The organism is Cryobacterium arcticum (genome assembly GCF_001679725.1).
GTDB classification, from domain to species: Bacteria; Actinomycetota; Actinomycetes; order Actinomycetales; family Microbacteriaceae; genus Cryobacterium; species Cryobacterium arcticum_A.
Map to the genome: position 1 here is coordinate 1,773,865 of NZ_CP016282.1, position 19,418 is coordinate 1,793,282.

General features: G+C 68.9%; 16 protein-coding genes. 13 read left to right on the forward strand and 3 right to left on the reverse strand.

The window, feature by feature from the left end; translation table 11 throughout:
- Positions 1 to 18: 18 nt before the first annotated feature.
- Positions 19 to 1,362: a class II 3-deoxy-7-phosphoheptulonate synthase gene (locus PA27867_RS07900; protein WP_066595062.1), complete on the forward strand. Its 1,344-nt coding sequence runs from the start codon at positions 19 to 21 to the stop codon at positions 1,360 to 1,362.
- Positions 1,363 to 1,510: 148 nt separating this feature from the next.
- Here the strand turns inward: PA27867_RS07900 and pknB are convergent, their stop codons facing one another.
- Together pknB and PA27867_RS07910 are read right to left on the reverse strand one after the other, a co-directional pair.
- Entirely contained in the window at positions 1,511 to 3,457 is a 1,947-nt protein-coding gene (gene pknB, locus PA27867_RS07905) for a Stk1 family PASTA domain-containing Ser/Thr kinase (protein WP_066595064.1), read from the reverse strand.
- A 111-nt stretch (positions 3,458 to 3,568) separates the two neighbouring features.
- Complete coding sequence (locus PA27867_RS07910) at positions 3,569 to 4,924, reverse strand: muramidase family protein (protein ID WP_084020874.1); 1,356 nt, start codon at positions 4,922 to 4,924, stop codon at positions 3,569 to 3,571.
- Between the two features lie 150 nt (positions 4,925 to 5,074).
- Here PA27867_RS07910 and PA27867_RS07915 point away from each other — a divergent pair, with 150 nt between their 5' ends.
- Positions 5,075 to 5,443: an Rv2175c family DNA-binding protein gene (locus tag PA27867_RS07915; RefSeq protein ID WP_066595066.1), complete on the forward strand. Its 369-nt coding sequence runs from the start codon at positions 5,075 to 5,077 to the stop codon at positions 5,441 to 5,443.
- A gap of 22 nt (positions 5,444 to 5,465) precedes the next feature.
- Here the strand turns inward: PA27867_RS07915 and PA27867_RS07920 are convergent, their stop codons facing one another.
- A complete protein-coding gene (locus tag PA27867_RS07920; RefSeq protein WP_066595068.1) occupies positions 5,466 to 6,575 on the reverse strand; it encodes a polyprenyl synthetase family protein in 1,110 nt (369 codons plus the stop codon).
- A gap of 73 nt (positions 6,576 to 6,648) precedes the next feature.
- Here PA27867_RS07920 and PA27867_RS07925 point away from each other — a divergent pair, with 73 nt between their 5' ends.
- The 11 genes from PA27867_RS07925 to PA27867_RS07975 all read left to right on the forward strand — a co-directional run bounded on the left by PA27867_RS07925 (position 6,649) and on the right by PA27867_RS07975 (position 19,396).
- Positions 6,649 to 7,029: a DUF3040 domain-containing protein gene (locus PA27867_RS07925; RefSeq protein ID WP_066595074.1), complete on the forward strand. Its 381-nt coding sequence runs from the start codon at positions 6,649 to 6,651 to the stop codon at positions 7,027 to 7,029.
- Between the two features lie 380 nt (positions 7,030 to 7,409).
- Entirely contained in the window at positions 7,410 to 7,841 is a 432-nt protein-coding gene (gene mraZ / locus PA27867_RS07930; protein ID WP_066595076.1) for a division/cell wall cluster transcriptional repressor MraZ, read from the forward strand.
- A 163-nt stretch (positions 7,842 to 8,004) separates the two neighbouring features.
- Complete coding sequence (gene rsmH / locus PA27867_RS07935) at positions 8,005 to 8,997, forward strand: 16S rRNA (cytosine(1402)-N(4))-methyltransferase RsmH (RefSeq protein WP_066599424.1); 993 nt, start codon at positions 8,005 to 8,007, stop codon at positions 8,995 to 8,997.
- The gene (locus tag PA27867_RS07940; RefSeq protein WP_066595078.1) at positions 8,994 to 9,590 is read left to right on the forward strand and encodes a hypothetical protein; all 597 of its coding nucleotides are present in this window, start codon (positions 8,994 to 8,996) and stop codon (positions 9,588 to 9,590) included. Before rsmH ends, PA27867_RS07940 begins: the two co-directional genes overlap by 4 nt.
- A gap of 48 nt (positions 9,591 to 9,638) precedes the next feature.
- Positions 9,639 to 11,402 (forward strand): peptidoglycan D,D-transpeptidase FtsI family protein, encoded by a 1,764-nt coding sequence (locus PA27867_RS07945; protein ID WP_066595081.1) that lies wholly within the window; start codon positions 9,639 to 9,641, stop codon positions 11,400 to 11,402.
- A gap of 13 nt (positions 11,403 to 11,415) precedes the next feature.
- Positions 11,416 to 12,984, forward strand: coding sequence for a Mur ligase family protein (locus tag PA27867_RS07950; protein ID WP_066595083.1), 1,569 nt, complete (start codon positions 11,416 to 11,418; stop codon positions 12,982 to 12,984).
- Positions 12,985 to 14,412 (forward strand): UDP-N-acetylmuramoyl-tripeptide--D-alanyl-D-alanine ligase, encoded by a 1,428-nt coding sequence (locus PA27867_RS07955; RefSeq protein WP_066595085.1) that lies wholly within the window; start codon positions 12,985 to 12,987, stop codon positions 14,410 to 14,412. It begins immediately after the preceding gene.
- A complete protein-coding gene (mraY, locus tag PA27867_RS07960; protein WP_066595088.1) occupies positions 14,406 to 15,506 on the forward strand; it encodes a phospho-N-acetylmuramoyl-pentapeptide-transferase in 1,101 nt (366 codons plus the stop codon). The genes PA27867_RS07955 and mraY overlap by 7 nt, the downstream gene beginning before the upstream one ends.
- The gene (gene murD / locus PA27867_RS07965; RefSeq protein ID WP_236900878.1) at positions 15,500 to 17,041 is read left to right on the forward strand and encodes a UDP-N-acetylmuramoyl-L-alanine--D-glutamate ligase; all 1,542 of its coding nucleotides are present in this window, start codon (positions 15,500 to 15,502) and stop codon (positions 17,039 to 17,041) included. Before mraY ends, murD begins: the two co-directional genes overlap by 7 nt.
- Positions 17,010 to 18,314, forward strand: coding sequence for a putative lipid II flippase FtsW (ftsW, locus tag PA27867_RS07970; protein ID WP_066595093.1), 1,305 nt, complete (start codon positions 17,010 to 17,012; stop codon positions 18,312 to 18,314). The genes murD and ftsW overlap by 32 nt, the downstream gene beginning before the upstream one ends.
- The gene (locus PA27867_RS07975) at positions 18,311 to 19,396 is read left to right on the forward strand and encodes a UDP-N-acetylglucosamine--N-acetylmuramyl-(pentapeptide) pyrophosphoryl-undecaprenol N-acetylglucosamine transferase (RefSeq protein ID WP_066595095.1); all 1,086 of its coding nucleotides are present in this window, start codon (positions 18,311 to 18,313) and stop codon (positions 19,394 to 19,396) included. Before ftsW ends, PA27867_RS07975 begins: the two co-directional genes overlap by 4 nt.
- Positions 19,397 to 19,418 lie beyond the last annotated feature (22 nt).

The window sequence follows — 19,418 nt, forward strand, 5'->3', positions numbered from 1 at the left end:
CCCACCGAACCGGTTGTAATGGCAGACACATCTGTAATCAACGGGCTGGACTATTGGCGCACCCTTCCCATCAAGCAGCAGCCGGCCTGGCCGGATGCCGACGCCGTGGCCGCCGCCTCCGCCGAGCTGGCCACCCAGCCGCCGTTGGTCTTCGCCGGCGAGGTCGACATCCTGCGCGACCGCCTGGCCCAGGCTGCCCGTGGCGAGGCCTTCCTGCTGCAGGGCGGCGACTGTGCCGAGACCTTCAGCGGCGCCACGGCAGAGCAGATCCGCAACCGGGTCAAGACCGTGCTGCAGATGGCCGTCGTCCTCACCTACGGCGCCTCCATGCCCGTCGTGAAGATGGGCCGTATGGCCGGCCAGTTCGCCAAGCCGCGCTCGAGCGACTTCGAGACCCGCGGCGACGTGACCCTGCCCGCCTACCGCGGCGACATCGTGAACGGCTACGACTTCACGCCGGAGTCCCGCGAGGCCGACCCCGACCGCTTGGTCAAGGCGTACCACACGAGCGCCTCCACCCTCAATCTGATCCGTGCGTTCACGCAGGGCGGCTTCGCCGACCTCCGCCAGGTGCACAGCTGGAACCAGGGCTTCGCGAAGAACCCCGCCAACCAGCGCTACGAGGGCCTGGCCAAGGACATCGACCGCGCCATCAAGTTCATGATCGCCTGTGGCGCCGACTTCGAGGCCATGCGCCGCACGGAGTTCTACACCAGCCACGAGGGTCTGCTGATGGACTACGAGCGCCCCATGACGCGCATCGACTCCCGCACCGGCACGCCGTACAACACCTCGGCGCACTTCGTCTGGATCGGGGAGCGCACCCGCGAGATCGACGGCGCCCACGTGGACTTCCTCTCCCGCGTGCGCAACCCCATCGGCGTCAAGCTCGGCCCGAGCACCTCGATCGACGACATGCTGCGCCTGATCGACAAGCTCGACCCCGACCGCGAACCCGGCCGGCTGACCTTCATCACCCGGATGGGCGCCGGCAAGATCCGCGACGCCCTGCCGCCGCTGCTCGAGGCCATCAAGGCCAGCGACGCGACACCGCTCTGGGTCACCGACCCCATGCACGGCAACGGCGTCACCACGCCCACCGGGTACAAGACCCGTCGCTTCGACGACGTCGTCGACGAGGTCAAGGGCTTCTTCGAGGCGCACCGCGCGGTGGGCACCCACCCGGGCGGCATCCACGTCGAACTCACGGGAGACGACGTCACCGAATGCCTCGGCGGCTCCGAGCACATCGACGAGGCCGCTCTGGCGACCCGGTACGAGTCGCTCTGTGACCCGCGCCTGAACCACATGCAGTCCCTGGAACTCGCGTTCCTGGTGGCCGAGGAGCTGGCTGCCCGCTAGCAGCCCGCGGGCACACCCGCAGTACGGCCGAACGCGGCCCCGGTCATCCGGGGCCGCGTTTGCTGTCCATGCCGGAGCGAGCATACAAACGGGTGCCCCCATCACGTGGCCCGTGGTGCGGGCTTGTGGTGCGGGACCCTGGTGCGAGCTAGCCGAACGGGTTCGTCGGCTTGAGCGTGATTGTGCTGCCCTTGGGCAGCGAGGTTCCGGCGACAGGGTCGGTCGAGGCGACGCTCAGCAGGGCCGCGATGGCGTCCGCGCCGGGGTTGTAGCTCAGCTTGAAGCCGAGGTCGGTCAGCGTGTTCTTGGCCTCGGACCAGCCCTGTCCGACCACATCGGGGACCTCGACGGGCTCGGGACCGCGGGAGACCGTGAGCGTGATGACCGAGCCCTTCCGGAGCGGCCCGCCACTGGCCGGCGCGGCCGAGATGACCTTGCCCTTTGCCACGGTCTCACTGTAGGTCTCAGGCCCTGAACGGCCCTCGAGGTCCTGGTCGGCGAGGGTGTCGATGGCGTCCTCGAGGGTCTGGCCGGTGACGTCGGTGACGTCGCCGAGGGAGACCGCGTAGTTGATCGTGGCGCCCTCGAACGAGTCGCCGCCCTGCGAGACGTCGCCGCCGTCGCTGTCACGGGTGGCCGAGATGACCAGGCCCTTCTTGACGGTGTTGGAGAAGATCTCGTCCACAGTTCCCGGCACAGCCAAGGCGTCGCTGATCGCCGTCGCGGCGGCGTCAGGGGTCAGGCCTGCCAGGGTCGGGAGCACGATCGGGGCGGGCCCCTGTGACACGTTGACGGTCACCGTGCTGCCCTTGGCCACACGGGTCCCGTCGCCGGGGTTGGTGCCGACAACGAGCCCGGCGGGGATCTCGGTGCTGTACGCCGTGCCGGGGGCTGCGACCAGGCCGAGTGCCTCCAGCTGCGCGGTGGCCTCCTCCGGAGAGGCCGAGGTCAGGCTGGGCACGGCGATCTCCGAGCCGGGGCCGACCCCGAAGTACCAGCCGGCGCCGCCCGCGAGGGCCGCCAGCAGCACGATCAGGGTGAAGAGCCAGTAGCCGCGGCGGCGACGCTTCTGAGTCGTGCCGGCCAGCTGATCGGTGCTGTCCACCTCGCCCGTCTCGGGGTCGGGGGCGATCAGGGTCGCCGCGGCCGCCAGGGGAGCGCGGCCGAGGATCTGCGTCTCGGCGTCGGCCGAGGTGGCCACGACGCTCCGGGGCAGCACCATGGTGGCCTGCATGGCGGTCTGGTCGTTCGGGCGCACCAGTTTTTCCACGTCGAGGAGCTGGTCGAGCATCACCCGGGCGTCTCGCGGGCGTTCCTCGGGGTCGCGGGCCGTGGCCCACAGCACGAGCTCGTCGAGTTCCTGGGGCACGCCGGGGGCAACCAGGCTGGGCATCGGAACGGTGTCGTTGGCGTGCTGGTAGGCCACCTGCATGGGCGCCTCACCGACATAGGGCTGCTCGCCGGTGAGCATCTCGTAGGTCATGATGCCGAGGGCGTAGATATCGCTCCGGGCATCCGCGATGCCGCGGGTGACGAGTTCGGGGGAGAGGTACGCGACAGTGCCCAGCAGGGCCTGGCCGGTGGCGGTGTTGTTGTTCACCGCCCGGGCCAGCCCGAAGTCGCCGATCTTGATGCGGCCGTCATCGGCGAGCAGCACGTTCTCCGGCTTGACGTCGCGGTGCACGATGCCGGCCTTGTGGGCGGCGGCGAGGCCGGAGAGCACGGCCTCGAGGATGTCCATGGTCTGCTCGGGGGTGAGCCGGCCGTAGTCCTTGAGCAGGTCGCGCAGCGTGATTCCGGGCAGGTGCTCCATCACCAGGTAGGCGATGTCGGCGTCCTGGCCCTGGTCGAAGACGTTCACAACGTTCGGGTGCGCCAGGCGCGCCGCCGAGCGGGCCTCCTGGATGAAGCGGCTGCGGAACGCGTTGTCGTCGGCCAGGTGGCCGTGCATGATCTTGATCGCCACCCGGCGCTCGAGGCGCAGGTCGGTGGCGAGGTACACGGTGGCCATACCGCCGCGGGCGATCCGGGAGCGCACCTGATAGCGGCCGTCGATGAGACGGCCGATCATGGGGTCAGTGGGGCTTTCGGTCACCCGTCGAGTCTACGGAATTCTCGCGCGTTCCTCGGGATCGACCACCAGCGCGGCGGGACACGATTCGATCACTGTCTCCAGCGTCGACCGCGTGCGGCCGGTCGGGGCCGGTCAGCCGAGTTCGGCGAGCCAGCTCCTGGCAGAAGCCTCCCAATTGGCGTAGAGGTCGGGGTAGGCGGAGATCTGCACGGCCTGGGCCGCCTGGGTGACCGTCATGCTCTGCCAATTCGGGATGTCCAGCAGCCCGCGGGTGACACCGGCGTTGGGGTTGACCGGGCCGCCGAAGAAGGCACGGCTGGCGCGCTCGGCATCCATGACCTGCTCGGCGGTTCCCCAGCCGGAGCTCGGCCGCTGCTGGAAGAGTCCGAGTGAGTCGCGGTCGCCGTAGTTGATGTTGCGCAGGCCGGACTCCTGGGCGGCCGCGGCCAGGGCGACGACCAGGGCGGCGTCGTTGGCTCCGGCCTGGCGTCCGACGGCGATGATCAGCCGCGCGTTCGCGGCCATCTCCGAGGTCAGGGGGGTGACGGTTTCGCGCACGGCCGTGGCCGCAGGCGCGACGGTCGCGGTCGGGGTGACGACAACGGCGGGTGCGGCGTCCAGCACGGGCGCCGAACCGGGGATCTTCAAGACCTGGCCGGGGTGGATGACGCTCGACCAGCCCAGGCCGTTGGCCTCGAGGACCGCCTGCACCGAGACGCCGGCGGCGCCGGCCACCTTGTCGACGGTGTCGCCGGAGACCACGGTGTGGCTGCCGGTCGACGCCGACGTGGCGGAAGCGAGCGAGACCTGGGGTCCACCGGCCACGGCGGACGATCCGGCCGCCGGGAGCACGATGACCTGGCCGGGGAAGATGATGCTGTCGCGGCCCAGACCGTTGGCACGGAAGACGGCATCGGCGCTCACGCCGTTGGCGGCCGCGATCCCGCTGAGGGTGTCGCCGGAACGGATCGTGTAGCGAGTGAGTTCGCTGGCGACCGCCGCCGGGGCGGCCGCTGCCGTCACCGGGGAGGTGGAGAGCGTGAGGACCTGGCCGGGGAAGATGACCGCGCTCCAGCCCAGGCCGTTGAGCGCGAGGACGGACGCCGTCGAGAGACCGAACTTGCCCGCGATGGCGCTGATGGTGTCGCCGTCGACGACCGTGTACTGGTTCGGAGCCGGGGTCGACGTCGCCGGGCGCACGGTCTGGACCGGCTTGACCGCCGCCTGGGGCAGCGTCGTGCGGGTCTTCAACGGCTTCTTCAGGGCAGTGGCCGCCTGGGCGGGTGACGCCAGGTTGAACACGATGGCCACGGTGCTCACGAGGACCAGGGGGATGCTCGCCACCGCTCCCCAGGAGCGCCGCGCACCGGTCTTCGCCGGTCGGCGTCGTGCTGCGGGGCGCACGACCGCCGACTCGACGGGGGAGTCAGCACCGGGGGAGTCGGCGGTGACCGTCCCCGATTCGATTTTGCTGGCTCTGACCGGCATTGCACGTCCTATCGATAGATGATGTGTCCTCAACGCTCACACAGAAGCGAGGCCGAGTCAATTAACCACGCGGCAACGACCCAGATCACCCGCGTGACCGGGGCTGATAGGGGGTTTGTCGCCGGTGCTGAATCGTGGGAGGCTTGGAAGGTGACCGATTCGTCTTCCGCTCCACAGCAGTCCGTTCCTTCCTCCACCCCCGAGTGGTACTCCATCCCCGACCTCGTCGAGGTCCTCGGGATCAGCCACAGCCGGGTGCGCCAGCTCATCGAAGACAAGCACCTTCTCGCGATCCGTCGCGACGGCAAGGTCAGCGTCCCGGCGTCCTTCATTCGTGAGGGAGCACCGGTGGGTGAGCTTCGCGGCACGCTGATCGTGCTCTCCGATGACGGCTTCACCGACGAGCAGGCCATGGAATGGCTGCTCGAGGTGGACGACAGCCTCGGCGTTCCCCCCATCGACGCACTCCTGGCCGGACGCAAGGCCGAGGTTCGCCGAGTGGCGCAGGCCCTGGCCTGATCCGGCCCGGCCGCTCGAACGCCTAGAAGACCCGCCGGGTCACCGTGCCGGCGAAGTCGGTGAGCGCGACCAGCACGCTCTGTTCCACGAGCGAACCGTCCAGGGCGGCGAGAGCCTGAGTCACGTTCTCCTGGATCAGGGTCTCGACCCTGTCGACGGCGCCGCTGTCGACGATGATCTGCTGCAGCTCGGAGATCTGCTCCGGCGTGAGGTCGGGGCGCCCGAGCAGTCTGTCGACGGTACCGCGGGATGCCGTGTCCAGGCGTTCCCTGGCCAGCGCGATCAGAACGGTGCGCTTGCCCTCGCGCAGGTCGTCGCCACTGGGCTTGCCAGTGACGCTTGCATCGCCGAACACGCCGAGCAGGTCGTCGCGCAACTGGTAGGCGATCCCGAGCGGCAGCCCGAATGCCCGCAGGATGTCGAGCTGGTCGTCATCGGCGCCGGCGAGGGCCGCGCCGATCACGAGCGGTGCCTGCACGCTGTACTTGGCCGACTTGAAGACGATGACCCGCACGGCGCGGTCGAGCAGCTCCGCTTCCGGCTGGGTGAGCCAGGCCCGCTCCTCCAGGATGTCGAGGTACTGGCCGGCCGTGACCTCGGTGCGCATGAGGTTGAACTCGGTGCGGGCGCGCCGTGCGCTGACCCGGTCGGCGGCGGCGTCGAGGCCCTCGTCGAGCAGTTCGTCGCTCCAGCCGAGCAGGAGGTCGCCGAGCAGGATCGCCGAGGCGCGGCCGAAGTCGGCGGGGCTTCCGGCCCATCCGTTGGCGCCGTGCAGGCTCTCGAAGCGCCGGTGCGCCGAGGGGGCGCCCCTGCGGGTGTCCGAGTTGTCGATGATGTCGTCGTGGACGAGCGCCGCGGCATGGAAGACCTCCAGTGCGCTGGCCGCCGACACCAGCCCGGCCAGGCCCGCGGGGACCTCGTCGGAAGACGTCGGCGCGGTCGCCGGAACGCTCTGCCAGCCGAGGTGTGCGAACTGGGCCCGGAAGCGCTTCCCGCCGCTGAGAAACTGCCGTGAGAAGTCCACCAGCACAGTGAGGTCAGGGCTGATGGTCGTCACAATTGATTCACGCGTATTGATGAATTCGTCGATGCGAGAATGAACCAGATCGACCAGTCGAGTGCTTTGAGCCACGTGCCTAGCCTAGCCATCTCGGCGGGACTAGAATTAGGGTCTAATCCGCTCGATCCCCAATTGGAGGAATGAGATGCCGCTTTCAGAACAAGAGCAGCGACTCCTCGAAGAGATGGAGCGCAGTCTCTATCACAACGATGCCGAATTCGTGGCGAGCGTCGGGGGCACGCGCCTCCGCCCCAATTACCGATCCATAGTCCTCGGGGTCCTCGCCGGCGTCGTGGGGATCGCGACTCTTGTGGCCGGCGTTGCGGTGCAGCAGCTCTGGCTGGGCATCATCGGATTCATCATCATGTTCGGCGGGGTGCTTCTGGCCATCACGCCGGGTCGCACCGCCCGGGCGACGAGGCCGTCGTCCTCCCAGACCCGCCGCCCCGCGCAGGCGCGCACCCAGCAGGGCTTCATGGACAAGCTCAACGACCGCTGGGACCGCCGCCAGGACGGACAGCAATAACCTACGGATGGGCTCCATGAGCCCATCACGCAGAGCCGCCGGCTCAACGATCCGGTCTGCCCGAGAAACGCCCGCCCCTGGCGCACCCAGGATGGCGGGCGTTTTCGTTTGCAGCCGCATCCCGCTCTCCCCGCGAACCTCCCTTTTGCCCCACTAGCCGGAACCCGCACGGGCCGACCACACGGTCGGCCCTTTTTCATGCCCAAAATCGGGCAGAAGTGCTCCAAAATCTGGGATTTCCCTCCACCCGGTGATTCCCTGTGAATTCGGGGAATAATTCGGCGAATAAACGGCAAAACACCCTGATTTCCAGACGCAGTGGTTGATAGTGGAGTAAAGTGGAGCAACACCTGACCTTGGCCGGAAGAGAGGGGTGACGAATGTTCCTCGGGACCTATGCCCCCAAGCTCGACGACAAAGGACGCGTCATCCTGCCGGCCAAATTCCGCGACGAGCTCTCGACCGGCATCGTGATGACTCGCGGTCAGGAACGCTGCCTCTACGTCTTCACCTCGCGTGACTTCGACGAGGTGCACGAGAAGATCCGCCAGGCGCCCATCACGAGCAAGGAGGGGCGGGACTTCTTCCGCGTCTTCCTGTCGGGAGCCAGCGCCGAAACCCCCGACAAGCAGAACCGCGTCACCATCCCGGCCAACCTCAGGGCGTACGCGGGACTCGACCGCGACCTTACGGTCATCGGCGTGGGCAACCGCGTGGAGATCTGGGACACCGAGGTCTGGGACACCTACCTCGCCGAGCAGGAAACCTCGTTCGCCAACATCACGGAGGAGGTGATTCCGGGACTCTTCTAGCTCCTGGTGCTCGACTCCCAGCCGTCGCCCTCCTGACACACTTCCCCGGTGCCAGGCGGAACGGATGGGGATCCGGCCCCAGGATCCAGCCCGGGTAGCTATGAACAACGACAGCAACGGCACCAACATCAACGACAACACGAACAACAAGCCGAACGACGAGATGACCACCGACACCACCGCAGCGAGCCCGGGCGACCGGCCCCAGCTGAGCGAGATCCACACCCCGGTGCTGCTGGAGCGCAGCATCGAGCTCCTGGGTCCCGTTCTGGACAAGCCCGGCGCGATCCTCGTCGACGCCACCCTCGGCATGGGCGGCCACGCCGAAGCCATGCTCAGCCGCTTCCCCGGACTCACCCTGGTGGGGTTGGACCGCGACCTCGACGCGCTGGCCATCGCCGAGGAGCGCCTCAAGCCGTTCCACGACCGCATCCACCTGGTCCACACGGTCTACGACGGCATCCTCGACGCCCTCGCCGGTCTCGGCATCAGCGAGGTCCAGGGCATCCTGTTCGACCTGGGCGTCTCCAGCATGCAGCTCGACCAGGTCGAGCGCGGCTTCTCCTATTCCAAGGACGCCCCGCTGGACATGCGCATGGACAGCACCTCGCCGCTCACCGCCGAACGCATCCTCGCCGACTACAGCGAGGCCGAACTGCGTCGCATCTTCCAGGAGTACGGCGAGGAGAAACTCGCCGGACGCTACGCCAAGGCGATCGTCGAGGCCCGCGAGACCGCGCCGTTCGTCCGGTCGGCGCAGCTGGTCGAGGTCATCACCAAGGTCACCCCCGTCGCGGTGCAGCGGATGGGGCACCCCGCCAAGCGGGTGTTCCAGGCGCTCCGCATCGAGGTCAACCAGGAACTGGCCGTTCTCGAACGCGCCATCCCCGCCGCGATGGAAGCTGTCGCCGTCGGCGGCCGCATCGTGACGATGGCCTACCAGTCGCTCGAAGACCGCATCGTCAAGCGGATGTTCGCCGCCGCCTCCACGTCCAGCGCCCCCGCCGGACTCCCCGTCGAACTGCCGGAGCACAAGCCGCTGTTCACTCTGCTCATCCGCGGCGCCGAGCAGGCGTCCGAGGACGAGAAAGCCATCAACCCCCGTGCAACGTCGGTTCGCCTGCGTGCCGCTGAACGACTGAGGAGAGCCGAATGAGCGACAACCTGGCCCGGGCATTTGAATCGGCACCGCTGCGTCCGGATCGCGCGCCGCACACCGGGGCGGAAGAACGCCGCCACATCGAGATCGTCAGCCCGAGCGCGCACAAGCGGCCGCGCGTGGTCTACGCGCTGTCGGCCGTGGCCTGCGTCGGGGCGGTCATCGTCGCCCAGCTCCTCTTGAGCGTCGGAATCTCCCAGGGGGCCTACGAGATCTCGGCACTGCGCGCGAGCCAGGTCGAACTCGGCCGCACGGCCAGCAGCGTGAGCGAGGACCTCATCCGGGTGTCCTCGCCGCAGAGCCTGGCCGCCAACGCCGAGGCCCTGGGCATGGTCAGCAACTCCAGCCCCGCCTACCTCCGTCTCTCCGACGGCGCCGTCCTCGGTGCGCCGAGCTCGGCCAGCGGCAGCCAGGCCGGCGCCGCGAGCCTGGTGCCCAACGCGCTGCTGGCCGGGGTGCCGCTGGTGACCCAGCTGCCCGCAGGCGGCCAGGGGGCCAGCGTCGCGTCCGCGGCCGCCGCGCCCATCGGCGGATCGGCTCCGCTGGCAGTTGCCGTGACCGACGGCCTGCCGTCGCCGACCACTCGCTAAACGCCGGTACAGTCCGGTACAGGAGGACCACACGTGGCGAAAAGAAGCATGTCCAGCAAGCGCAGGGTGGCGGCGACGATTCTCGTCCTCGTCGCGATCATCGGACTCTTCGTGGTACGCCTCGTCGATATCCAGGTGGTGCGCGCCGACTCCCTCAGCGCCGACTCCCTCGGCAATCGCTCGGTGGAGAAGACGGTCTACGGCTCCCGCGGCGAGATCCTCGACGCCAACGGGGTCGTGCTGGCCGGAACGGTCATGCGCTACGACGTCGTCGTCTCGCCCAAGAACACCAGCACCTTCACCCGCACCGTCAACGGCAAGGATGTCTCGGTGCCGGTGGCCCAGGCCGCGGCCGAGATCGGGGCCATCACCGGCCAGACCGCCGAGGCCGTGCAGGGCATCGTCACGGACTCCCTGACCGAGAACCCCAAGTCCGATTTCGCCTACATCACCAAGCAGGTCGATGTCGATGCCTTCCGCGCCCTCGACGCCCTCGACATCCCCTGGCTGTACCTCTACCAGAACCCGAGCCGGGTCTACCCCAACGGCGCCGTCGCCGGCAACCTCGTCGGCTTCGTCTCCGGTGAGGGCGAGGCCCAGGCCGGCCTCGAGCTGGGTCAGGACTCCTGCCTGGCCAGCAACAACGGCATCGAGACCTATGAGCGCGGCGCCGACGGCGTGCGCCTGCCCGAAAGCACGGTCACCACGAAGGCCGCCGTGGACGGCAGCGATGTCGTCACCACCATCGACTCCGACCTGCAGTGGTTCGTCCAGCAGGTGCTCGCCAAGCAGGCCCAGGCCACCGGCGCCGCCTGGGGCAACGTCGTCGTGCAGGAGGTCAAGACCGGCAAGCTCGTCGCCGTTGCCGACTATCCCGCCGTCGACCCCAACAATGTGAGCGCGACGACCAACCCTGACGACCGCGGCTCCCGCGCCTTCAGCGCCTCGTACGAGCCCGGCTCGACCTTCAAGGCCCTCACCGCGGCATCCGTCATCGACGCAGGCCTCGCCGACCCGAACTCCCAGGTCGTCGCCCCGTACCGCTACCTGCCCGCCAACGGAGCCAACATCAACGACAGCTCTGCGCACGGCGACCTGCGGCTGACGCTGACGGGTGTCCTCATCGAGTCGTCCAACACGGGCATGTCCAAGTTCGGCGAGCTCCTGAACGACCAGCAGCGTTACGACTACATGACCAAGTTCGGTGTCGGCAGCGTCACCGAGAGCGGCTTCCCCGCCGAGGACTCCGGCATCCTGCACGCCGCGGAGAACTGGGACAACCAGACCGCCTACGCCACCATGTTCGGCCAGGGCCTGACCACGACGGCCCTGCAGGTGTCGAGCATCTACCAGACCATCGCCAACAACGGGGTGCGCATGCCCGTGCAGCTGGTGTCCGGCTGCAAGGCCGCAGACGGCACCGTGACCGAGGTTCCCTCCACCGAGGGCACCCAGGTCGTGTCGCCCACCGCGGCCCGCGAGACCGCCGACATGCTCGAGATGGTCTACCAGCAGGGCTGGCTCGCCGAGAAGTGGAAGATCCCCGGCTACCGCGTGGCCGCCAAGACCGGAACGGCCCAGATGCCCGACGGCAACGGCGGGTACACCAAGGGCTATCTTGTGTCGGTGTCGGGCTTCGCCCCGGCCGACGATCCGCAGTACGTCGTTTCGGTGAGTCTGGCCGATCCTGTTAACATGAATTCTTCAGCAGCATCCGCTCCGGTCTTCCAGGAAGTCATGAGTCAGGTGCTGAAGAAGTACCGGGCAGTTCCCTCGGGCGCCGCCGCGCCTGATCTCTCCGGTACCTGGTAAGAAAGTGAGCCTCGTGACCGATTTGGCACCCTCGGCTCTCCGTCCTCAGCATCCGGTCCCGCGGTCGTTGTCGGGACTAGTCGATGAATTCAAACTTGACCTCCGCGGCGACGCGGGTACCCGGGAGCTGACCGGCGTGAGCCTGAGCTCCCGCACCGTACAGCCCGGCGACCTCTACGTGGGGATGCCCGGGCGCCTCATCCACGGGGCCTCCTTCGCCGCCGCCGCCCGCGAGGCCGGCGCAGTGGCTGTGCTCACCGACGAAGCCGGTGCGCTCCTGGCCGCCGACTGCGGGCTCCCCATTCTCGTCACGGCGGACGTGCGGTTGGCCCTCGGGGCGGTGTCCGCCTGGATCCACCGCACGGCCGACAACCCGGCCACGCTGTTCGCCGTCACCGGCACCAACGGCAAGACCAGCGTCGTCTACCTCCTCTTCGCGATCCTCAGCCAGCTCGGAGTGGTGGCCGGACTCACCTCCACCGCCGAACGCCGGATCGGCGACGTCGCGGTCACCAGCTCGCTCACCACCCCGGAGGCCAGCGAGCTGCACGCCCTCCTGGCGCGGATGCGCGAAGCCGAGGTTCGCGCCGTGGGTGTCGAGGTTTCGGCACAGGCGGTCAGCCGGCACCGGGTCGACGGCCTGGTCTTCGACCTCACCGGGTTCACCAACCTCTCGCACGACCACCTCGACGACTACGGGGACATGGAGGAGTACTTCCAGGCCAAACTGGAGCTCTTCCAGCCCGACCGGTCCCGGCGCGGCGTCGTCACGGTCGACTCCGAGTGGGGCCGTCGGATCGCCGCCGAGAGCCGCATCCCGGTCACCACCCTCGCCAACCACCCCCACATCGGCACCATGGACACCTCGGATATCGAGGCCGACTGGCACATGCACGTCGTCGCGACCGGAGCACGCTCCACCGAGTTCACGCTCGAGGGTCCGGATGGCCGACGCCTGCACACCCAGGTCCCGCTGCTGGGCTGGTACATGGCCGCCAACGCGGCCCTGGCCATCGTGATGCTCGTTGAGTCCGGTTTCGACCTCGCGGCCATCGAGCACGCCCTGGAGCGGGACGGCGGCATCACCGCCTACATCCCCGGTCGGGCCGAGCTCATCTCCGGGGACCGCGGGCCTCTCGTCTACATCGACTACGGGCACAGCCCCGACGCCTTCCTCAACACCCTGGCCGCGATCCGGGCCTCGACCACCGGCCGCATCATCATGGTGTTCGGGGCCGACGGCGACCGGGACAAGACCAAGCGCGCCGACATGGGCGCCATCGCCGCCCGCGGCGCCGACGCCGTCGTCATCACCAACTTCCACCCGCGCTTCGAAGACGCCGCGAGCATCCGGGCCACCCTCCTCGACGCGGCCCGCGTCGCGGTCCCGGACGGCGAACTCTACGAGGTCCCCGACCCCGCGACGGCCTTCCGCCGCGCCCTGTCGCTGGCCGGAGAGGGCGATGTCGTGCTCTACGCAGGCCCCGGCCACGAGAACTACCAGGAGGTGGCGGGTGTGAAACTGCCCTATTCCGCCCGGGACGATGCCCGCCTCGCTCTGCAGGAAGCCGGGTGGCTGTAGATGATCGCCCTGAGCCTGACCGAGATCGCGGCGGCCATGAACGGTGAGCTTCACCTTGCCGCGCCCGCCGCATCCGACACGCTGACCGCCGACTCTCTCGTGAGCGGCGCGGTCCACACCGACTCCCGAGAGGTCGCCTCCGGCGACATCTTCGTCGCCAAGCCGGGGGAGGAGACCGACGGTCACCTCTTCGCGCCGGCCGCCGTCGCCAACGGCGCCGTCCTGATCATCGTCGAACGCCTGCTCGACCTTCCCGTCGCCCAGGTGCTCGTGCCGGACGCCGTGACCGGCCTGGGCGACCTGGCCACCGCGGTCATCGCCCGCGTGCGCGCCACCGGACCCCTCCGGGTCATCGGCATCACCGGATCCAACGGCAAGACCACCACCAAGAACCTGCTCAAGGCCATCCTCGAGCGTGTCGGCCCCACGGTGGCGGCACGCGCCTCCTTCAACAACGAGGTCGGCGCCCCGCTGACCATGCTCGAGGTCACCGAGCAGACCGAATTCCTCGTCGCCGAGATGGGCGCGAGCGCCGAAGGCGAGATCCGGCGCCTGGTGCGGATGGCCCGGCCCGATATCGGCGTCGTGCTCAAGGTCGGCCTCGCCCACGCGGGCGGCTTCGGCGGAATCGACGCCACCGTGCGCACCAAGTCGGAGATGGTCACCGACCTGCTGCCGAGCGATGTGGCCGTGCTCAACGTGGACGACGACAGGGTGGCCGGGATGGCCGCTCTCACGAAAGCGCGCGTGGTGTGGTTCGGCGAGGGCGAGAACGCCGCCGTGCGCGCCTCCGCCATCCACGGCACCCGCACCGGCACGAGCTTCACGCTGCACCTGCCGGGCGGCGCGAGTCGGCCGGTCTCCTTCCGGGTCCTCGGCGAACACCATGTGATGAACGCCCTGGCAGCGGCCGCGGTCGCCGACGTCATCGGCGTGCCCATCGACGACATCGTCTCGGCCCTCGAATCCGTCACGGTCGCCGAACGGTGGCGCATGGAGGTCATGGGCGGACGCGACGACATCACCGTCATCAACGACGCCTACAACGCCAGCCCCGACTCGATGACGGCGGCCCTCAAGACCCTGGCCCAGATCCGCAAGCCCGACGGGCGCAGCATCGCCGTCCTCGGCGAGATGAGCGAACTGGGCGAACTGGCCGGCGACGAGCACGACCGGATCGGCCTGCTCGCCGTGCGCCTCAACATCTCCCAACTCGTCGTGGTCGGCCCCGCCGCCCGGCGAATGCACATCAGCACCATCAACGAAGGCTCCTGGGACGGCGAGTCGGCCTACGTCGACAACGCCGACGAGGCCTTCGCCCTGCTGAGCGACACCGTGAAGCCCGGCGACACCGTGCTCGTCAAATCATCGAATTCAGCCGGACTCCGTTTCCTCGGCGACCGACTGGGAAAGTTGTACTCGTGGTAGCCCTCCTGCTGGCTGGAGCGATGTCCCTCGTCTTCACGCTGCTCCTGACCCCGCTGTTCATCCGGCTCTTCCACAAGCTCGGCTGGGGCCAGTTCATCCGCGATGACGGACCCAAGAGCCACCACGCCAAACGCGGTACCGCCACCATGGGCGGCATCATCATCATCGTCGGCGTCCTGGTCAGCTACTTCCTCGCCATGTGGATAGAACATCGTCCGCTGACGGCATCCCCGCTGCTCGTGCTGTTCATGATGGTCGGTCTCGGACTGGTCGGCTTCCTCGACGACTTCCTGAAGACCCGCAATCAGCGCAGCCTGGGCCTCGGCGGTTGGCAGAAGATCGCCGGACAGGTCGTCGTCGCCGGCGCCTTCGGCTGGATGGCGCTGCAGTTCCCCGACAAGAATGGCGAGACACCGGCTTCCACGCACATCTCCTTCATCCGGGACCTGCCGCTGGACTTCATGAAGCTCGGCACCTTCATCGGGATCGCCGCGTTCATCGTCTGGATCTGCCTGATCGTGGCGGCGACCTCCAACGGCGTCAACGTCACCGACGGGCTCGACGGTCTCGCCACGGGCTCGCTGGTCTTCGCGATCGGGTCCTACATCATCATCGGCTTCTGGCAGTCGAACCAGTCCTGCAACCCCGGCGGATCGGACATCGCCGACATGTACAAGTGTTACCCCGGACCAGACTCCTTCGACCTCGCCATCGTGGCCGCCGCGATCGTCGGCGGACTGATCGGCTTCCTCTGGTGGAACACCAGCCCGGCGAAGATCTTCCTCGGCGACACCGGCTCGCTCGGCCTGGGCGGCGCGCTGGCCGCGCTGGCCATCCTCAGCCGCACCGAACTGCTCCTGGTCCTCATCGGCGGCCTCTTCGTCATCGAAGCCGGCTCCGTGATCGTCCAGCGTGCCTACTTCAAGGTCACCCGGGGCAAACGGATCTTCCTGATGAGCCCGATCCATCACCACTTCGAACTCAAGGGCTGGGCCGAGGTCACTGTGGTGGTGCGCTTCTGGATCATCGGCGGGCTGCTCGTCGCCGCCGGCGTCGGCACCTTCTACCTCGAATGGCTGGCCCGACTGTGGTAACCCATTCCGCAGACACCCCGTCCGACGAGCGCCTGGAGCGTCTGACGAGCTGGCACTCGGACTGGACCGGGCTGCGCGTGGCCGTCCTGGGCCTGGGCATGACCGGTTTCGCCGCGGCAGACACCCTCGGCGAGCTCGGCGCGGACGTGCTCGTCGTGGCCGGCACCGCCCCGGACGACCGGGCCCGCCTGCTCGAGGTCCTCGGCATCCCGTTGCTGACCGCCGACCTGGACTCCGTGCCGGTCGGCCTCGCGGCACACGCCCCAGAACTCATCATCGTGTCACCGGGGTTCCACCCCGACCACCCCGTGCTGCTCTGGGCCCGCTCCGAGTCGATCCCGGTCTGGGGCGACATCGAACTGGCCTGGCGGCTGCGCGACAAGGTGGGCCCGCCCGCGCCGTGGATCCTCGTCACCGGCACCAACGGCAAGACCACCACGGTGCAGCTCGCGGCGACCATGCTCGCGGCAGGCGGCCACCGGGTGGCGCCCTGCGGCAACATCGGCGTGCCCGTGCTGGACGCCGTGCGCGATCCGCAGGGCTGGGACGTGCTCGTCGTCGAGCTCTCCAGCTACCAACTGCACCACCTGCCCCTCACCGGCCCAGGCGCGCTGGTGCCCTGGTCGAGCGTCTGCCTCAACGTGGCCGACGACCACCTCGACTGGCACGGCTCGGCCGACGCCTACCGGGATGCGAAGGCCAAGGTCTACGCGAACACCACTGTGGCCTGCGTGTACAACAAGGCCGACCTCGCGACCATGCGCATGGTCGAAGACGCCGAGGTGGGCGACGGCGCCCGGGCCATCGGCTTCGGGCTGGGCGTGCCCGGCCCCAGCGACCTGGGCATCGTCGACGGCATCGTCTGCGACCGGGCCTTCCTCGAGGACCGGTTCGACAGCGCCATCGAGCTCACCACAGTCAGCGACCTCGCCGCGGCCGGCCTGGCCGCGCCCCACGTGGTGGCCAACATCCTGGCCGCCGCGGCGCTTGCGCGCTCGTTCGATGTCGACCCCGCGGCCATCCGCGCCGCCCTGGAGACCTTCAGGCTCGACGCGCACCGCATCGAGGTCGTCGCGGTGCAGGACGGCATCAGCTGGGTCGACGACTCCAAGGCGACCAACCCGCACGCCGCCGACGCCTCGCTGGCGGCCTTCGACTCCGTCGTCTGGCTGGTCGGCGGGCTGCTCAAGGGGGTCGACATCGGTGATCTGGTGGCCCGGCACGTCGGCCGGTTGCGCGGAGCGGTGATCATCGGAGTCGAACGGGACGAAGTCCTCGCGGCATTCCGGCGACACGCCCCCGCCCTGCGGGTATTCGAGATCGACTCAGATGACACTGGTGAGGTCATGCCGTCAGCGGTCGGCCTGGCCGGCTCGCTGGCCGAGGCCGGAGACGTCGTCCTGCTGGCTCCGGCAGCGGCGTCCATGGACCAGTTCGCGAGCTACGCGGAACGCGGGGCGAAGTTCGCCCAGGCCGTTCACGATTATTTGGGAGGTGGGTCGCATGAAGACTCGTCCTCGTACCCGGGTGCCTGAGGCCGGCGGTAACACCCCCGCACCGCTCGGACAGGTACGCAGCTCGCTGACCCGCATCAATCTCGGCCGGGTCTTCCGGGCCGAATCCACCAACTACCTTCTGCTTTTGGGTACCACGCTGTTCCTGGTGCTCTTCGGCCTGGTCATGGTGCTGTCCTCCTCGTCGGTCGACTCCTACCTCGAGGACGCGGGCTTCTACGGCGGCCTCTTCCGGCAGGGCATCTTCGCCGTCCTCGGCATCCCGCTGATGCTCGTGATCAGCCGGCTGCCCGTGCCGTTCTGGCAACGGGTCGCCTGGCCGGCCCTCCTGGTCTCCTGCTTCTTCCAGTGCCTCGTGGTCTTCACCCCGCTGGGCATCACCGTGGCGGGCAACACCAACTGGCTCGCGATCGGGAGCGTGCAGTTCCAGCCCTCAGAGGCCATCAAGGTGGCCCTGGTGGTCTGGTTGGGCGTGCTCCTGGCGCAGAAGAAGGACAAGCTCGACGACTGGCGACACGTGTACATCCCCGTCTTCGGCGTCGGCGGCGGGTCGATCATGCTCGTCATGATCGGTGGTGACCTCGGAACCGTCATCATCATGGCGGGCATCCTCTTCGGCGCGCTGTTCTTCGCCGGTGTGCGGCTGCGCATGCTCGCCGCCCCATTGGGGGCCGGAATCGTCGTCGGCGGTCTGCTGGCCGTCACGAGCGAGAACCGGATGACCCGCATCCTCAGCTTCGCCGTCGACACCTGCCACGAACTCAACGGCACGATCTCGGCCGCCTGCTGGCAACCGCTGCACGGCACCTGGGCGCTGGCCAACGGGGGAGTGTTCGGCGTGGGGCTCGGCAACTCCAAGGCCAAGTGGTCCTGGCTGCCCGCCGCCGACAACGACTACATCTTCGCCATCATCGGCGAGGAGCTCGGTCTCATCGGCGCCATCGTCGTGCTCCTGATGTTCATCCTGCTCGCGTTCGCCTTCATCCGCATCATGCACGGCACCACCAACCTGCAGATCAGGGTGACCACGGCGGCCGTCATGGTCTGGATCATCGGCCAGGCGATGGTGAACATCGGCGTCGTGCTCGGGGTGCTCCCCGTGCTCGGGGTGCCGCTGCCCCTGATCTCCGCCGGTGGCACGGCGCTGCTCACCACCCTCGCCGCCATCGGCGTCGTGCTCTCCTTCGCACGCAGCGACCACAACCTGCAGCAGGATGCCCAGGCCCGCCCGGTCGCGGCTCCCGTCGCCGCCGGGCCCGTGCGCACGGCACCGAAACGAGGAACGGTTCGATGACCACCTATCTGCTCGCCGGCGGCGGAACCGCCGGCCACGTGAATCCGCTGCTCGCTGTGGCTGACGCGCTCCGCGCGCGCGACCCCGACGCCACGGTGCTCGTGCTCGGAACGAGCGAGGGCCTGGAGTCCCGGCTGGTTCCCGAGCGCGGCTACGAACTGCTCATCGTGCCCCGCCTCCCGTTCCCACGTCGGCCCAACCGCGCCGCCCTGCGTTTCCTGCCACGGTTCAACCGGGCGATCAACGAGGTCGCCGCCACCCTGCGCCGTCGCCAGGTGGACGTCGTGGTGGGCTTCGGCGGCTACGTGGCCACACCGGCGTACCTCGCCGCCCGGCGCGCCGGAATCCCCATCGCCATCCACGAGGCCAACGCCAAGCCCGGCCTGGCCAACCGGCTCGGCTCGGCCTTCACACACTCCGTTGGCGTCGCCTTCGCCGGGACCCGGCTCCGGCACGCCCAGGTCGTCGGCATGCCGCTTCGGCGCGAGATCGAGGTCCTCGACCGGGCCGGATCCCGCCCGGAGGGCCTCGCCTTCTTCGGCCTGGCCGCCGACCTGCCCACACTGCTCGTGACCGGCGGGTCGCTCGGCGCCCGCCGCATCAACCGCACCGTCGTGGACGCCGCCCCCGCACTCGTGGCCGCGGGCTGGCAGGTGCTGCACATCACCGGAAGCAAGGCAGAGGTCACCGACCCCGGACTGGACGGCTACCGGATGGTCGCCTACTGCGACCGGATGGACCTCGCGCTGTCGGTGGCCGACTTCGCGGTCTCGCGAGCGGGAGCCGCCACCGTGAGCGAACTGAGCGCGCTGGGCATTCCCGCCGCGTATGTGCCGTACCCGGTCGGGAACGGAGAACAGCGCTTCAACGCGGCCGACGTCGTGGCGGCTGGAGGCGGCATCCTCATCGACGATGCCCGGTTCCTGCCCGCCTGGATCGAATCCACCCTGCTGCCCCTGCTGCGGAAGCCGGGGTCCATCCAGGAGATGAGTGTCGCCGCCCGCTCCGTTGGCGTGCTCGATGGCACCCGGCGCACGGTGGAGCTCATCGACCAGGCCGCGCGACGGCCGAAGCCCCGCTGACCGGCTCCCACACCTTCCCGGT

Bases quoted from the DNA above. Each gene is read 5' to 3' on its own strand.
- PA27867_RS07900 (WP_066595062.1), top strand. From the start codon at position 19: ATGGCAGACACATCTGTAATCAACGGGCTGGACTATTGGCGCACCCTT.
- PA27867_RS07910 (WP_084020874.1), bottom strand. From the start codon at position 4,924: ATGCCGGTCAGAGCCAGCAAAATCGAATCGGGGACGGTCACCGCCGAC.
- PA27867_RS07925 (WP_066595074.1), top strand. From the start codon at position 6,649: ATGCCGCTTTCAGAACAAGAGCAGCGACTCCTCGAAGAGATGGAGCGC.
- mraZ (WP_066595076.1), top strand. From the start codon at position 7,410: ATGTTCCTCGGGACCTATGCCCCCAAGCTCGACGACAAAGGACGCGTC.
- rsmH (WP_066599424.1), top strand. From the start codon at position 8,005: ATGACCACCGACACCACCGCAGCGAGCCCGGGCGACCGGCCCCAGCTG.
- PA27867_RS07940 (WP_066595078.1), top strand. From the start codon at position 8,994: ATGAGCGACAACCTGGCCCGGGCATTTGAATCGGCACCGCTGCGTCCG.
- PA27867_RS07945 (WP_066595081.1), top strand. From the start codon at position 9,639: ATGTCCAGCAAGCGCAGGGTGGCGGCGACGATTCTCGTCCTCGTCGCG.
- PA27867_RS07955 (WP_066595085.1), top strand. From the start codon at position 12,985: ATGATCGCCCTGAGCCTGACCGAGATCGCGGCGGCCATGAACGGTGAG.
- ftsW (WP_066595093.1), top strand. From the start codon at position 17,010: ATGAAGACTCGTCCTCGTACCCGGGTGCCTGAGGCCGGCGGTAACACC.
- PA27867_RS07975 (WP_066595095.1), top strand. From the start codon at position 18,311: ATGACCACCTATCTGCTCGCCGGCGGCGGAACCGCCGGCCACGTGAAT.